Annotated in this window: 12 protein-coding genes, 1 tRNA gene and 1 pseudogene; 6 read left to right on the forward strand and 8 right to left on the reverse strand. The window is 52.3% G+C overall.

Annotated elements, in window-relative coordinates:
• Positions 1-41: 41 nt before the first annotated feature.
• Entirely contained in the window at positions 42-1,475 is a 1,434-nt protein-coding gene (locus ACR0MQ_RS21595; RefSeq protein ID WP_010442911.1) for an NAD(P)-dependent oxidoreductase, read from the reverse strand.
• A 229-nt stretch (positions 1,476-1,704) separates the two neighbouring features.
• Here ACR0MQ_RS21595 and ACR0MQ_RS21600 point away from each other — a divergent pair, with 229 nt between their 5' ends.
• The gene (locus tag ACR0MQ_RS21600; protein WP_480610773.1) at positions 1,705-2,508 is read left to right on the forward strand and encodes an undecaprenyl-diphosphate phosphatase; all 804 of its coding nucleotides are present in this window, start codon (positions 1,705-1,707) and stop codon (positions 2,506-2,508) included.
• On the opposite strand, the gene ACR0MQ_RS21605 is transcribed toward ACR0MQ_RS21600, so the two are convergent.
• Entirely contained in the window at positions 2,509-3,492 is a 984-nt protein-coding gene (locus ACR0MQ_RS21605; RefSeq protein ID WP_170773766.1) for a complex I NDUFA9 subunit family protein, read from the reverse strand.
• 198 nt (positions 3,493-3,690) lie between these two features.
• Here ACR0MQ_RS21605 and ACR0MQ_RS21610 point away from each other — a divergent pair.
• A tRNA-Leu gene (locus tag ACR0MQ_RS21610) sits at positions 3,691-3,777 on the forward strand.
• A gap of 141 nt (positions 3,778-3,918) precedes the next feature.
• On the opposite strand, the gene ACR0MQ_RS21615 is transcribed toward ACR0MQ_RS21610, so the two are convergent.
• Positions 3,919-4,140: a hypothetical protein gene (locus ACR0MQ_RS21615; protein WP_170773764.1), complete on the reverse strand. Its 222-nt coding sequence runs from the start codon at positions 4,138-4,140 to the stop codon at positions 3,919-3,921.
• A 354-nt stretch (positions 4,141-4,494) separates the two neighbouring features.
• Positions 4,495-4,797: a helix-turn-helix domain-containing protein gene (locus ACR0MQ_RS21620; RefSeq protein WP_480610776.1), complete on the reverse strand. Its 303-nt coding sequence runs from the start codon at positions 4,795-4,797 to the stop codon at positions 4,495-4,497.
• A 101-nt stretch (positions 4,798-4,898) separates the two neighbouring features.
• Here ACR0MQ_RS21620 and ACR0MQ_RS21625 point away from each other — a divergent pair, with 101 nt between their 5' ends.
• The 3 genes and pseudogenes from ACR0MQ_RS21625 to ACR0MQ_RS21635 all read left to right on the forward strand — a co-directional run bounded on the left by ACR0MQ_RS21625 (position 4,899) and on the right by ACR0MQ_RS21635 (position 7,026).
• Complete coding sequence (locus ACR0MQ_RS21625) at positions 4,899-5,600, forward strand: DUF6629 family protein (protein WP_480610779.1); 702 nt, start codon at positions 4,899-4,901, stop codon at positions 5,598-5,600.
• A 192-nt stretch (positions 5,601-5,792) separates the two neighbouring features.
• A pseudogene (locus ACR0MQ_RS21630) lies at positions 5,793-6,143 on the forward strand (IS6 family transposase); the annotation flags it as partial.
• A 382-nt stretch (positions 6,144-6,525) separates the two neighbouring features.
• Entirely contained in the window at positions 6,526-7,026 is a 501-nt protein-coding gene (locus ACR0MQ_RS21635; RefSeq protein ID WP_480610782.1) for a hypothetical protein, read from the forward strand.
• Positions 7,027-7,029: 3 nt separating this feature from the next.
• On the opposite strand, the gene ACR0MQ_RS21640 is transcribed toward ACR0MQ_RS21635, so the two are convergent.
• The 3 genes from ACR0MQ_RS21640 to ACR0MQ_RS21650 all read right to left on the reverse strand — a co-directional run bounded on the left by ACR0MQ_RS21640 (position 7,030) and on the right by ACR0MQ_RS21650 (position 12,568).
• Positions 7,030-9,774: an AsmA family protein gene (locus tag ACR0MQ_RS21640; protein WP_480610785.1), complete on the reverse strand. Its 2,745-nt coding sequence runs from the start codon at positions 9,772-9,774 to the stop codon at positions 7,030-7,032.
• Positions 9,775-9,886: 112 nt separating this feature from the next.
• A complete protein-coding gene (locus ACR0MQ_RS21645; protein WP_480610789.1) occupies positions 9,887-11,512 on the reverse strand; it encodes a L,D-transpeptidase family protein in 1,626 nt (541 codons plus the stop codon).
• Positions 11,513-11,935: 423 nt separating this feature from the next.
• Positions 11,936-12,568 (reverse strand): glutathione S-transferase family protein, encoded by a 633-nt coding sequence (locus ACR0MQ_RS21650; protein ID WP_480610791.1) that lies wholly within the window; start codon positions 12,566-12,568, stop codon positions 11,936-11,938.
• A gap of 601 nt (positions 12,569-13,169) precedes the next feature.
• Here ACR0MQ_RS21650 and htpG point away from each other — a divergent pair.
• The gene (gene htpG, locus ACR0MQ_RS21655) at positions 13,170-15,035 is read left to right on the forward strand and encodes a molecular chaperone HtpG (protein WP_480610794.1); all 1,866 of its coding nucleotides are present in this window, start codon (positions 13,170-13,172) and stop codon (positions 15,033-15,035) included.
• A 251-nt stretch (positions 15,036-15,286) separates the two neighbouring features.
• Here htpG and ACR0MQ_RS21660 read toward each other — a convergent pair whose 3' ends face one another.
• Complete coding sequence (locus ACR0MQ_RS21660) at positions 15,287-15,838, reverse strand: hypothetical protein (protein WP_480610798.1); 552 nt, start codon at positions 15,836-15,838, stop codon at positions 15,287-15,289.
• Between the last annotated feature and the right edge of the window lie 179 nt (positions 15,839-16,017).

Below are 16,017 nucleotides of genomic sequence, written 5' to 3' on the forward strand. Positions count from 1 at the left end.
TTGATATTATGATTGCAGCAGGTGATCCGCCGCTTTTTGTATCATTCGGCTGCGACTGCGGCTTTGGCGTTTAACCTGCCGATAATCGCGTCAGCACAATCGCGCCCATCGCGGATTGCCCAAACCACAAGAGACGCCCCGCGCACGATGTCTCCGATCGCGTAAACGCCTTCCATTTCGGTCTCACCAGTCTCGAATGCGGCCTTGATAGTGCCCCACCGAGTCACCGGCAGGTCGGGCTGACCAAACAGGGTGGGTAGGTCTTCGGGTTCAAAACCCAGCGCCTTGATGACAAGATCGGCGTCTTCGACATAATCTGCGCCTTCGATCACTTCTGGCGATTGGCGGCCTGATGCGTCGGGCTGACCCAGGCGCATCTTCTGCACCATGACACCTGAAACCTTGTCGTCGCCGGTAAAGCCTTTGGGCGCACTGAGCCATTCAAAGATGACACCTTCTTCCTCGGCATTTTGGGTTTCACGCTTTGACCCCGGCATATTCGCCCGGTCACGGCGATAGAGACATTTGACCGAAGTTGCCCCCTGCCGGATTGACGTCCGTACACAGTCCATCGCGGTGTCACCGCCGCCAATGACGACAACTTTCTTACCTTCAGCGTTCAGGCGGCCACTATCAAAATCTTCAACGGCATCTCCAAAACTCTTACGGTTCGAGGCGGTCAGGAAATCGATTGCCTTTTCGATCCCGGTCAGACCGCTGCCCGGCATGGACAGATCGCGGGATTTGTAGACACCGGTCGCAATAATTACTGCATCATGTTTTGCTCGGATTTCTTCGAACTTGGCAGCATCCACATTGCAATTCAGAACAAATTCTACGCCGCCTTCGGCCAGCAAGTCATTGCGACGCTGGACAATGTCTTTTTCCAGTTTGAAGCCCGGAATACCATACATCAGCAGACCCCCTGCGCGGTCATAGCGATCATAGACCGTGACCTGGATGCCCGCCTGACGCAGCATATCGGCCGCGGCCAGTCCGCCGGGGCCGCCACCAATGATGCCAACGCTTTCGCCACGCTCCGCCGCTGGTGCGACGGGCTTCACCCAACCTTTGTCCCAGGCGGTATCGGTTATGTATTTCTCGATCGTTCCAATGGTGACCGTCCCGTGACCCGATTGTTCGATTACGCAGTTACCTTCACAAAGTCGGTCCTGCGGACAAATACGACCACAGATCTCGGGGAACGTGTTGGTCGCCTGGCTGGTCACATAGGCCTCTTCCAGCCGTCCTGTAGCGGTCAGGCGCAGCCAGTCCGGAATGTTGTTGTGTAGTGGGCAATGCGATTGGCAATAAGGCACACCACACTGGCTGCAACGACTCGCTTGCTCGGCCGCTTTTTCGGCGGCAAACTCCGCATAGATTTCATCAAAGTCCTCTTTGCGGTCACCAGCGGCACGCTTTTCAGGCATGACGCGATCGATCTGCACAAATTTCAGCATCGGTTGCTTGGCCACGGGTCAGACTCCATGAATTGGCTTGCTTGGGTCTCTTTAAGGGAAGTCATTGGGGATGAAAAGTCAAATGTACTGACCTATTATTAGAAAATTTTGGCGATTTGGCGTGTTGGGGCGAAATTTTGTCCGGAAAATAGTCCCGATTCGGACCTATCTATGCGCTTTCCTTTCTCGCAACACGCTTATACCCATTGATCACAACAAGCAGACCACAACACCGGCAGAGCAGATGAGTCTTTTTCACTTGATTCTTGTGGCGATTATCCAAGGCGTCACCGAGTTCTTGCCGGTCTCATCCTCGGGCCATCTGATCCTGCTTCCGGGTCTGTCCGGCGCAAGTGACCAAGGCCTGGCGATCGATGTCGCTGTTCATCTGGGCACGCTTGGTGCCGTGATTCTGTATTTCTGGTCAGATGTGAAGCAGGCGTTGGCCGGTCTGCCAGAAGTTTTGACCGGGCGACTTGATACTCCCAAGGCACAGCTGGCCTTCGGATTAGTCGTAGCCACAATTCCAACCGTAATTGTCGGCGCGATTCTGTACCTGTCAGGGCTTCAGCAATCCCTGCGCTCAATCGCGGTCATCGGCTGGACGATGCTGGGATTCGGATTGCTGCTGTACTGGATGGATCAGAAAGGCGCGCAAACCAAACATGCCTCAGATTGGGACATAAGAGATGCTGTGATAATGGGGCTATGGCAGGTGCTGGCGCTGGTCCCGGGGACCTCACGGTCGGGGATTACCATCACCGGTGCGCGACAACTCGGGTATACACGGGAAGATGGGGCCCGGATTGCCATGCTGATGTCTATTCCAACTATATTAGCCTCGGGAGCCCTTTTGTCGGTTGACGTCATCCAGGATGCTAACTGGGATTTGGCGAAGGACGGAGTCATCGCGGCAGCGTTTGCATTTGTTGCCGCACTGCTGGCGTTGAGCCTGATGATGCGCCTGTTGCGCAGCGTCAGTTTCACACCTTATGTAATCTATCGCGTGATCCTTGGGGCGATCCTGTTAGTTATCGCCTACTCCTGATCAGATACGCAGATTCTTGGCTGAGTTCTGAATATCGTCATATTGACCCGATGGGCGGAATTTCCAGAGATATTCCGGCAATATCGAATCCAGTGTTGCGGGCTCAATCCCAAGATCCACAAACCCCTTGGCATCTTCTGCCACGACGTTATCGCGCCGCAGGTTTCTGACCTGATCGCGGGTTAGGATATTGTTTGGGAACAACTGAAAACTAACAAACTTTACGATATCCAGTACGCCCGCCATGATTTTGGCTGCGAGGAATGGCATGCCTATGATGATCCGACGACGATGGATCACTTCGAGCATCTGCTGCATCAAGCCACGAAAGCTCTTAACCTCGGGACCGCCAAGCTCATAAACCCCTGCAGAGGCCTTGCCCAAAACACCCTGAACAGCGGCCTGTGCTACATCATCCACATAGACCGGCTGAAACTTGGTGTCGGCTCCGACAAGAGGCAGGAATGGGCTCATGCGCGTCATTCCTGCAAATCGGTTAAAGAACTGATCCTCGGTCCCGAAGATTATCGAAGGGCGCAGAATAACAGCCCCCGGCATATGTTGCAGAACATTCGCCTCGCCCTGGGCTTTGGTGCGTGCGTACTCGCTATCAGAATCCAGATCGGCGCCAATGGCTGAGATATGAATCATGCGATCGACATCGTTCGACGCAGCCAGACGGGCGATCCGCTCGGCCCCGTCGGCCTGCACCGCGTCAAACGCATTTTTGCCCAGCTCATTCAGGACACCGACGCAGTTCACCACAGCATCGACACCATGCATCACCGAAGCGACCGAAGCATCGTCGCGGATATTGCACAGGATGGGCTCAACCTGCCCGACTGCGCCATACGGTCGCACAAACATCGCCTCATTGGGTCGCCGCACAGCGACACGAACACGCCAGCCTTCGGCTGCCATGCGCCGAGCGATATATCGGCCGACAAAGCCCGATCCACCGAAAATCGTGACCAGTTTGGACATGATGGCGCTCCTGCTGTCTGGTTCTGATCTGATCTACCGCCCAACCGCCCGACGGACAAGGCGCAATAACGCCGCGCATCCGCGAAAATCCAATGCGTGTATCCCCGTCAGGGCGAGACACTAAAAAACTTTCGAAAAACGCCCCGAATCCGGTTGACGCCTACCGCCAGTCGGCTTAAACGCCCCTCCACGACACCTGCCCAGGTGGCGGAATTGGTAGACGCGCTAGCTTCAGGTGCTAGTGTCCGTATGGACGTGGAGGTTCGAGTCCTCTCCTGGGCACCACTATTTCCAAAATAATTTCATATAATCAATCCATTGGGATATTTTTTAGCCCTAAGTCCCCCAATTAGTCCCCCATACGATTTGTGATGGATGAGCCGCTCGATCCTAAAGAATCTAAAGCATCGGATGTCTCAGATTTAATCAGTCCAACGTGAAGTTGACTATAAGGCGGTCGTGACCCACCTCATCACCATCCTGTTTCCGCGGCAAAGCTTTGGCATGCCCAAATGGAATGAGAAACATCGCAATCTTGATAGCCTTGTCATGATTGCCCTTATCAACCGCGCCTTTCAGCTGCCCAAACAAGTATTGCATCGGTTCAACGTAGTTTCTACGCGATGCTAAATCTTCGTACCGTTTCATACGGTTACGCTTAAGTTTGTCCCGCTTTGACATGCGAGGATTATAGCTATCCAACGCCTATTAGGAAAGAAACGATATTCGTTCTTGACCGCAAAGCTGACGTTCGCGGTAAGTGCAGCGAATGGCGGTTTCGAGCCCAAAGTTACCGGGTGCTGCAGTCCGCGCTAAGGACGGCAATGCGCAGAAAGCCGACTTTGCAAAGCTAGGCTTGTGACCCATTGTTGGCATTCGCGTTTCGCTGAACCGTTGGATGGTTTTGCCCCAAATGACCGATGGTGCCGCTAGCATCAATTTTCATTCAAAATTGGCTTCAACCAACAACTGCAAGGCGTTCCCTGTCAGTTCGAGTTGATATCAGCAATGATCACCCCTTTTTGCCATTCGAAACTCACCTGGCGTTTGGCCAGTCTGAGCGCGAAACGCTCGGGTGAAGTTCGAACTGCTTGTGTATCCAAGCGAAGCCGCGATCTCCGCGATCTTCATATCGGTGGTCTGCAACCATTCTGTGGCAAGCATCCTTCTAATTTCCTGCCGAGTATCCGACAGGTTTGTGCCCGCATTTCGCAACCCGGATTGCAGGGTCCGAACCGACATTCCCCCTGCTGCCGCTGTTTCCGGAATACCAAATTCGGAATCTGCAAAGTCAAAAGGCCGCAAAAAGACGACCTTGTGTGCCTATAGTGAGATGAAAAGCTTGGCTGCTACAATCACCGACATATGATGCTGGCTAAAGATATATGTACTGAATGGAGTTAAAGATGTGCTTTTCAGCTACGGCAAGTTTTGTCGCGGGGGGAATATTGTCCGTTGCCGGTGCAGCTACCATGATTTCTGCATGCAGACAGAAGTTGGGGCGTGGCCTAATATTCCTGTCATCTTTTCCGTTAGTTTTCGGTTTACAACAAAGTCTTGAGGGTTTGGTCTGGCTCGGGATATCCGACCAATTGTCTTTGAGACTTTTAACGATAGTAAACTATGGCTTCATTTTTTTCGCGTTTTTCTATTGGCCTGTTGCTGGCCCAACTGCAGGTTTTCTGATCGAAAAGCGAAAGTGGCGTAAACACTTATTCGGTGGACTTATCATTGGTGGTTTGGCTGTGGGAACTTACCTTATGCTAAAAGCAATCAATAACCCCGTACTTCCCACCTCTAGCGATGAATGGGGAGGGCATATTTTGTACCTACAAGGTATGACCCTTATCCCAAACATCCAATACATTTACTTCTTTACTGCATGTACTGCGCTAGCAGCCTCATCGAACCCCACCGCTTTCAAGTTTGGCCTAGCGCTTACAGCGTCGTTTCTCGTCACGCTCTTCGGTTATGAATTGTTTGTTCTACCTTCGGTGTGGTGTTTCTTCGCTGCGCTTTGCAGCATCGTCATTTCATATGACGTTCTTCGAGGTAAGACTGTACAATACTTAGAGAAGCAGAGTGATGATCTCCGGGCCATTGTCTGATGGACGTATCACGGGTGCTGTCAGACTAATTCGAACCAGTCTCAGTTTGCTGCGGAAACTGCGAACCTATCCGGAACAAAGTTGACACCATTCGGCAAGAGCGGCGGCGCGGGTCAGCTTGAAGGTGTCTCGACTGGTCTTGTCAGAAGAGCTTTGCTTGAGCGGGGCAGGGCGGATGCATGGCATTTAGGAATGACCAAACCTGCCTCCTTCAAAAACTTCAAAACCAGCCCCGAAATCATCCGCCTTGCGGTGATGCTGTACATCCGTTTCCCACTCTTGCTTCGGAATGTCGAAGATCTGCTGCACGAGCGAGGCATCGACGTGAGCCATGAAACTGTCCGATATTGGTGGAGCAGGTTTGGCCCGATGTTTGCTGCGGAGATCCGAAGAAAGCGTGTGCAGCAGCTGCGCACGTTCTCGAAATGGAAGTGGCACCTGGAAGAGGTCTTTGTGAAGGTGAATGGCAAACGGCATTATCTTTGGCGGGCTGTGGATCACGAAGGCGAGGTGCTGGAAGGGGTTGTCACGAAGCGTCGACACTAAGCTGCTGTTCGAATTGGGAGCAACAATGGCAGAAAGGTCCGCATCTTTTGAATTCGGACAGCATACAGCGAACGGCAGTGTTTCCTGAACAAGCCTTTAGTGGATCGTGCGGCGAAAGTGTCCGGAGAGCCCAAAGTGACCGATGTTGTGTTCGGCACAAATGTCAGCACTGAGCAGAAAGCGGACTTTGCAAAGTGCAGTAGACTGCTCAAAGCGGGCATTCCTTCCAATAGCAGCGTATGCGGCTTTGAGCTGGAAGCAGACTTCACGGTTGCGCCCCGATAACTTATGTCCTGATGAAGCTTCTTTTTGTATCGTTTGATTGATCTTCCTTGATCGGTAGGATGTGTAAACCTTCAAACCTAATTCGGGGTTAAAAATGTACAGGTATGTACTGACAATACTGGCTTTGTGTTGTGCAAGCTTACTTCATGCCGCCGGTATGGAGCGGTGGGGCGAATCCGGGGACTGGACAATCCTGATTGACCCCGAAAAGGGCAACGGCTGTCTAGCTTGGAAACCCTTTGAAAATGAAATGACCGTTGAAATTGGCGCGGCACCCAATCAGGAAGGTGGCTTTTTTGCAGCGTTTAACCCGACCTGGGCGCAAATCGAGGATGGCGCGACAGGCATCATAAAGTTCGACTTTGGTGATGCGAAATTCGAAGGCGAAGCGGTTGGGGTCTTCAAGAATGGCGTCCCCGGTGGCTACGCCTTTTTCGACAACCCGGCGTTTGTGACCGAGTTTGGAAAACGCGAGAGAGTTACGATTATTGGCGAAAGCGGGGCCGAGGTGGAACTTGACCTCAGCGGGTCTGCCAAAGCCATTGAGGCCGTTCTGGAGTGCCAGGCCGAACAACCAGAACCACTGAAGAATTAGGTATTATTGCAATTGATTGATGTCTGGTACACAGGGTTGCCTGTCGACAGGCATGGCATCAGCGCCTTCCGGGGCCTTGTTTCTCGACCCACCCACATCCAGCTTGAACTTTGGCGACGAAAGCTGGCCAGTCACATCAAAGGGCCAAGCACTCCGGGATAGCGGTTTGCCGACGCGACGGGGCTCCGCTCTTAATGCGATACTATCGTTCAGCCAGTCCACTTGTCCTCTGGCCACCAATTGAACCGATCCCGTTTCAATGACGATGGAGTTTGAACTGACTCGCCCGGCCTGAATTTCAACCGGAGCAACCACGCAAGTGATGTCAGTGTAGCCCTGTCTGAACTCTTCTGAAAACAGCCAAGGGAAAATACCTAGCCCGGCCAGCTCCAGTAGACTAGTACTAATGTAACCTTGCGACATCGACAAAGACGCATTGCCGCGCATCGAGTTGACGAAGGCCTTGCCCGAGGCGGTACTGCCAGAAACGTTGAACTCACCGCTCAAACGCCCATAGGCATCAATACCAATTCCCAGTTCATCAAGGATTTCGCCGAATTCCCATCCTGAAGTCGATCCTGATAATGAAAGCCAATCAGGAGAGTCTATCAGATCCATGACCGCTCTGACGCTGAAGTTTCCGCCACCGTAAGCCATCTGAAGGGGGCCGAAATCCACGCTTCCTTCTTTAGCTGATAATTGGCTTGAAACAGATGTTACACCTTGCTGGCCTACAATCTCTTTGAACTCGATCTGCACCTCGACGTCAGCTTCTCGCAGTACACGTTGTACATCCAGAAGATCGGCAGGTTTCCCTTTTTCTTTTGGCAACACCAATGGCTGGACGTCCGTCTCCTTCGGCAAAACCAAAGGCTGAACTTCGGCTTCAGGTTCCTTTGTGGTCTCCCCTACCAAGCTTTTCAGTTGGTCCAGCACGGCAGTCAGGTTCTTCAGTTCGTTGAGATCGAGCCTTTCGCTCGTGATGTTGCCCCGAACAACAGTAGCGCCCTCGGGGAAATCAGCGTCTAAAGCCGCAAGAAGATGCGAAGACCCGGCTTCAAACTGGATTGCGGCATCAAAGTCCTCGCCCTGTTTGGAGGTTTCAGCATCGATAGCTAGTGCTCCGATCTCGACAGGTTGCAGATTCACTGCGGTTAGAAACTCGGCGCTGTCGTCGACGTCCAATTTCACGTCGAAATCGAGACCGGCAAGCCCTTTTAGCTCGTTGACAGATAGTGCGAGATCGAGCGCCAAGAGATCGGTCCCGTAGGTGGTCGCGTTAAACCTGTTGAGTGAAACCGGCCCACCCGCATTGGTTATGTTGAAATCGGCTTTGATGCCGCCGAACTGATCGACATAGTCTTCATCGAGGTTGGGCAGAATCAACTTTGCGGGCCCGTCGAGCACACCATCGAATGTTACGTCTTGAAGCTGAAGCAGATCGAGAATTTCCCCTTCGGCTTTCAGGATCGGTTTCTCAGTTGGCCCAGCTTGCAGCGCGATGCCCAGCATGGCCAAGCGGCCATCTGGCATGCGGCGAATGCTTTCGATAGAGGCTGGACCGATTACGTCTAACCCCTGGTCAAATGCATTGGTTTGGAACAGCAACTTCTCGAATTCGAAGGAAGCCAGGGATCCGACCATATGCATTTCAAAGCCCGTGAACTTCAGATCCTGGATACTTTTGGCTGCTGGCGGCGGCTGTCCTTTGGGATGAAGCCGCGCGTTGAAAAGCAGATCGACGCCCTGAGCGGTGTAGAGGTCATCTATTGAACCTTCAGCTTCGAGTCTCTGTCCATCCTCCAGGCTTACCGTGGTTGTAAACGCCTCGATCTTCAGGGCGTCCTGAGACACGAGTTCAGCCTGCAACTGGCCATTGCCTTCCAATACGCGTTCCAATCCAATGACATCTAGAAAATCACCAAATTCACCGGTGTCCATCTCCAATACAGCTCGATAACCACCCCCTTCGTTTTCCGAGAACGGCTCGCCATCGTAGCTTACGGTCATTTCCCCGAAACTGGCGCGTGTCGTAAACGGTGCGGCGTGTGGGTAGTCGCCTTCGATTTGGAAACCCTGACCGTTGACGGAGCCGGAACCAGAGACCTTCGTTCTTTTTTCATTATCCGCTTGTTCAAGAGCGAGCGATTTTAGGTCAAACACAAACGAGAAGCCTGAGACCTTGTCGTCGATGTTTAACCCGATTGACGTGAAACTGACGTTCTTGTCGCTCAGGAAGTTCAGGATCCCACTGCTTTCGGTGTTGCTTTCATCGATACTATCAGCGCTAGCGACGTCTTTTTGATCATCCGCTGATACCGGTTCCACGGACACGGGCTTGGGTGTTGGCCTATCTTTTCGCCAACTTGTGGTGCCGTCTGCGGCTGTAAGAATATTCGCTTGGAGGCCTTCCACTACCAGATTGTCAAAGTGCAGACGCCCGCTGGTCAAAGCGGCAATGTCCAGCTCCAGTTCCAGCAGGTTCAATTCCACAAGAGGTGCGTCCGGCATTGTCAGGCTCGGGATGACGACTCCACCAACGTAAATGTGACTGCTGCGGCCAAGCGCGACGCTTACATCATCGTTGACCAAAAGTGGTCGGCCGATTTGTTCCGAAAGAATTCTTTCTACAAGGTCGCGCCGCATATCCGAGAACATCGGAGCAGCAAGCAACAACCAAACAAATGCGACAGTTGTGAAAGCGAGAATTGCGACAAGCCCAATTATTCTAATTAGCCAAACCCTCATATGCTCCCCTATTGCAGCTCACACTGCTTCGAATTTCCGCCAATTGGAAGTCACCAATCCTACTAGCATTTTAACACGCTTAAAATTGCGCATCCCTTTGAGGATGACGTGTTCATCGGTCCAAAGCTGCAAGTATTCGAGCATCTCGTTCGTATGGGTCTTCGCGGAAATGAACGGCCCCATCTTCAACCCACGCAGTCCAATAGGTCAAAAGAACCGGCATGGGCTCGGGTAGGTTAACGCGCGTTGTCTTCCCGCTATCCAGAATGGATTGCATCTTTTGCCGGCTCCAGTCCGGCACTCCCTCCATCAAAAGGCTGGCAAATTCGAATGGATACTCAAGACGCACGCAGCCTGAACTTAGGTTTCGCTCATTTCGGTCGAAGAGGCTGCGGTCGTTGGTATCATGCAAGTACACTGCGTATTTGTTGGGAAACATGAATTTGACTAATCCTAACGCATTGTCTGGACCCGGTTGCTGAACCAGAGTAACGCTGGGGTTCTTTGCCCTCCAGTTCACAGCGTTGGCAGGAATTGTCTGCCCATCTTTGTTTCGAACGACGTAATTGTTACGTGCAAGATAGGCTGGATCCTTGCGGATGCGCGAAAGCTTGTCTTTCCGAAAAATCGAGGCGGGAACAGTCCAAGTTGGATTGAATTCCATATATTCAATTTCATCCCGGAACACTGGGGTTTTTCGGTAGGCTGATCCTGTGATCGACCGAGTGGTCCAAACCGTCCCATCGGACGTGACTAAGTAAGTACGGGCTCCTGCAATGTTTACTAGCACGAATTCTTCGTCGATTTCCCGCATGAGCCAGCGGCCTCGCTCCAGGCTGAGGCGCAACTTATTTATGCGATCTTCGACAGGTTTGTTGAGAGACGCGAAAGTCTTACCACCAACGACGCCATCTGCTTCCAAGCCATGACGATTTTGAAAGGTTTTTACCTGTTGCACCAAATTATCGTCATAAACCCAAGCTGGATTCATACCGTTGTGGCTGATTTCTGGAAATTCATTTGTTCCATCGTAGCCTTCTGTCGCTAGCCTTTTGCGCAGTTCGGCGACGGCAGGATCCACGATTTCCGGCTTCAGAACCGTTTCTTCGGGGACTGTGTTCCAGCCTCCCTTTGATGCGATAGCTCTGTATTTGCTCAATGCATCAACGAGCATAGTATATTGCGCATTGTCGATATCGATGCGTTCAATCAAAGCGCTGAAGCCTTCACCCTGAAGATATTGGCTCAATACAACGGAAGGGTCTTGTTGAATTACTGGCTTTGAGAAATTCCAATCGTCGTCTAGCGCATTTGGATCGACTTTTCCAAACACCAAATGGTGTACGAGTTTCACGGCCGCGTCAGTCGCCAGAATATCGAATAATGCTCGACTGGAGGCATCGCCACCCTGTGAAGCTTTGAACGCGGATCGAAGCTCCTCTAGTTTGAAGTCACTCGGCGTTAAGCCCTGATCAATTGCTCCACCCAACTCCTCAAAAAGCTCGTCAACCAATTCAATACTGGTCCAAGCTGGCCTAAATTTTCTAGCCGCATAGAAACGAGGTACAAGGATTTCTGCGTCCAAACTCTTGCTGTTTGAAAGTGTAGTACTCGCATTCGTATTTGACCGTAGAAGCGCTTCTATCTGTTCCGAGACTTGGTCTGCTGCGCCTAAATTGGGGCATGTCATCAGCGTTGCAGTCAGTGCAGTTGCAACTACTGATTTAAGACCTTTCATCATCCGCTCCGCCACCTTCAATCTATATATTGTTTCTCCATCGGAAGATACTCCAACATTATGTATAATCAAATCAGAATTTATTGGTCTCAGGCTTTGCTCGCAAAGCGGACCTTGTGGCAACGGCAGCTTCGTCCGCAAAACGGGCATTCGCTGGGTAGTGCATTAATGACCGCTTTGCGCCATGACCGATCATTGTCCTCGACTGTATTGAGCGTCCGGAGTCGAGTGCAAAGGGGAATCCGCGGAACAACTCGGGATTCGCAAACGTGTCGGTTTGGACTTGCGACCCGACAACGAACACATGCCAGGCAAACGCGTCGGACAATAGTTAGAGGGCTTGGAATGACAGAGGTGGTGTCAGTTTCGCGTTCAAAGTGACAGCGCGTTTGTCTGCTCACACATATTTGCACATGCCGCGAACTATTCGAACTTCGGCTCTGTCTTAGACATGCTTTCCCTCGACTCCATGCTTTCCCACCATGTGTGCAATCCAGGTTTGTCCGAAAGAATGGGTTCTGCATCTGGCGTTTGCACAAAGTACCAGAACACGGGGGCCAAGTGGAGATCGGCAAGGCTCAGATCGCCCCCAACCAAATAGGGATTTCCATCTTGCAAGTCCTCAAGAGTGCCGAGGGCTTTTTGGATCTCGGGCATAAGGGCTTGGCAGGCAGCTTCGTCGGTCTCGCCACCCATCATCGGTGCAAAAATTCTTTGCTCGCACAAACCAATGACCGGGCCATATGTATAGTTGTCGACAATGCTTATCATCTGCGCCATGCGGGCGCGCTGTTTCAAGCTACCGGGCTGCAATGCTGTGCCATCGAACCCTTCGTCGATGTAACGCTCAATCGCGCTGGTCTCATAAAGGTGAAATCCATTGTGCTCAAATGCCGGAACTTTGCCGAACGGTTGTCTAGCAATCTGTTCAGCTGGCATGCCTTCCATGAAATCAACCTCGACATGGTCATAGTCGACCCCTTTTTCTTCCATAACAAGGCGTACCGAGCGGGTGTATGTGCTGTAACTTGGTCCGTAAAGAGTCAGATTTGCCATTTGACGTTCCTCCCTGAGTTGGAAAGCTAGCACAGCTGCAACTGGCACGCATCGCTTCGGTGAAGCTTTCTGGCGAGAGTCCGGGGTGTAGTCGCTTCGGCACAAGAGCAGCCTCTTGGCTTACGGTGAGTTTTAGGGCTAAACCCGCTGCCGTCTGATGCCCTCTGGAGAGTCCGGAAACGGGCAGGAAGCTGCCGTCAGGTCGCATCAGTCGTACGGGCGACTCTTGGCACGAGGCCGATAGAGCGCCTAAGGCAGCAATTGAAGCTGAACCAGACATTCAGGCCCCGTGCGCCAACGGCAGGTTTGTCCGCAGTGCCGACATTCAGGCCTGGTGCAGCTTATGTCCGCTTTGAGCCCAAAGCGGAAATCCGAATAGCGCGATAAATGGTGACACTGCGCCGAAATGTGACATCTGTTGCCTTTAAGTACTGCGCAGCAGCAATTCAGAATACCAAGCTGGGCACATAGTACTTAGGCTACTTGTGTCGCTCTTTTGCTCCACCTTAACTGGAGAGTTGGGTTTTCTTTGTATCTGTTGCGTTGAAACCAACGCGCGAGTCACCTACATCAGCGCCGCTTGTAGAATGAGGAGGTTCAAATGGCAGGGACCATCGAGAAAGAAACGTTTTCCTTTCAGACAGAAGTCGGTCAACTTTTGGAAATTGTTGCGGGCTCGCTTTATTCCAACCGCGAAGTGTTTCTACGGGAGCTCGTCTCTAACGCCTCTGATGCTTGTGACAAGCTGCGCTACGCAGCCCTGACGGATGCGAAGCTGGCGCCATCACAGGATTTCGCAATAACGCTTGAGTTCGACACAAAAGCCAAGACGTTGTCTATCTCTGACAACGGGATTGGCATGAACCATGCTGACTTGTTGGAAACACTAGGAACCATAGCCAAGTCCGGCACTGGTGCTTTCATCGAGGCGCTAAAGGCTGAAGAAAAAGATGCCCCAGGTCTAATCGGTCAGTTTGGTGTTGGTTTCTACTCGGCCTTCATGGTCGCCGCCAAAGTTGAAGTGCTGACCCGTAGGGCCGGCGAGGATGAGGCCTGGCTCTGGTCCTCCGACGGCAAAGGGTCTTTCACGATCGAGGCGGCGCAGCGCGACACCAACGGAACCACGGTCACCTTGCACCTCAAAAAAGACGCCAAGGAATTCGCTGAAGAAGCCCGCATTAGACATATTATCAAGACATATTCCGAGCATATCAGTTTTCCTGTGAAGCTGGGGGAGGAAGCGCTCAACGCTGCGGAAGCGCTCTGGACCCGTCCGGCTAAAGACATATCAGAAGAGCAGTATACCGAATTCTATCGCCACAGCTCACATGCTTACGACGCCCCCTGGCATGTGATCCACAATAAGGTGGAGGGGACGCTCAATCACACCAGCTTGCTTTTTGTGCCCTCCACCCAACCTTTTGATCTTTTCGACGCCGAGCGCAAAAGCCACGTGAAGCTTTATGTAAACCGCGTCTTCATCTCCGAAACGACAAAGGATCTTGTCCCAGCATACCTCCGTTTCTTGCGCGGTATCGTAGATAGCCAAGACCTCTCTCTAAACGTCTCCCGCGAGATGCTTCAAACCGACCCGAAGCTAGCCAAGATTAAGTCCCAGGTCACAAAGAAAGTCCTCAGTGAGTTGAAGAAAAAGGCTACCAAGGCGCCGGAAGACTACGCGAAGTTTTGGGGTAATTTTGGCGCAGTGTTGAAAGAGGGTCTGGTTGAAGATCCTAGCTTGCGCGAGCGCATTCTTGAGGTTTGCCGTTTCGCCTCCACGGGGGAGGATGCTCTCACTAGCTTCGTTGACTACGTTTCACGAATGAAAGAAGGGCAGGAAGCAATTTTCTACATCGCGGGAGAGAACGCCGCTAAGCTCGCGCAATCACCCCATTTGGAGGGCTTCACGGCTAAGGGCGTCGAGGTGCTGCTCCTGTCCGACCACGTAGACGAGTTTTGGCTGCAGCACATTACCGAGTTCGATGGCAAACCGCTCAAGTCAATCACTCGTGGCGCAGCAGACCTGGATAATGTCAAAACCGAAGAGGCAAATCCAGACGAAGATAAGACGGAGGACGCGGATCTCGCTGCCTTGATCGCCGCGATCAAAGTGGAACTGGGCGAGTCAGTCAAAGACGTGCGCCCGTCGAAACGCCTGACAGACAGCCCGGTCTGCCTCATCGCTGATGAAGGTGACATGGATGTCAATCTGGAACGCCTACTCAAACGTCATGGTCAACTGGAGCATGGTATGCCGCGGGTACTCGAGCTAAACCCAAACCACCCGATTATCACCACCTTGGCAGAACGGGCGAAGGCAGAGGCTGCTGGCGACGATGGCCTTCTGAGGGACGCAGCTCACCTCCTGCTGGATCAGGCGCGAATCGTCGAAGGCGAAACCCCAAGCGACCCATCCGAGTTCGCAAAGCGACTGGGAACAGTCATGACACACGCTTTCGCTAGTTAGCGGAGACGCCGGGAAATTCTCAGCTCCGATGCGCAACCTGCAAAAAATGGTTGGCATAACCGCGTCATGAACTCGGTCAAGTTGGGCCTCGGATCCTGGCGTGTGAACGGCGGGATTGTCCGCAAAGCGGACATTGGAGCAAGCTGCAACGAACGTCTGCTCTGCGGACAAAGTTGCCGTTCGAAGAGAAGGTTTGGCTGTGCCCGGACAGAACACAGCCGCTTCCAAAGTTTGCAACCGAACTGCTGTCTTTACTCGGCTGCTTGGATGTGGTTCTGCTTGATCGCCCGAAACGCCACGTAAATCGCATAAACATAAACGGAGATACCTACGAGCTGCCCCGCAAGCCAAACGTCCTTGCCCATCTCGTCGTGGGCAAAGTAAAAATTCGGCCAGATCATGTTACAAACAACATAACCAACAGCAGCGTAGATTGCTGCACCGATCAGCCCTATAGCGCAAAGCGTTGGAGCCAGTCGTTCGCTGTTGGAAATGGGTTCAGCGTTTTGAGCGCGGGGTAAGACGAGATAACAAAGCCCGATCACGGCCATACCGAGGCCCCCAGTTTTCATGGCGTATTCCATAAGAACCGCCGGGCATCCCCACCAAAGCGTCATGTTTTTCATAAACGCGTGGCCGACATCACCGGCGATTGCACCATGCATGTAGTGCAGAATTGGAATGAAACCGGCCAGAAAGCCCAGCAAAAACATACCGAGCCCCCAGCCAAGAAACTGTGATCCAAGCGTAGCTGTTGTTGTGGGCGTGCCGGAGGCCAATGTGTCCGTCGTGGTGTTGGTCATTTCTTCCTCTTTCGACAAAGCTAATTTCAAACTGGGGAACACTTTTGCTGTACAGCCGGACGCATTTTCTCAGTTTCTTACTCACCTATTAGGTTCTGGACCCATTAATTTGGTTGCCGTCATCTCGGCTGCATGATTCAAGCCCCTGAGTTTCAGGGGTATAACATGAGTAATCTATT

Source organism: Ruegeria sp. AN6 (assembly GCF_056540425.1).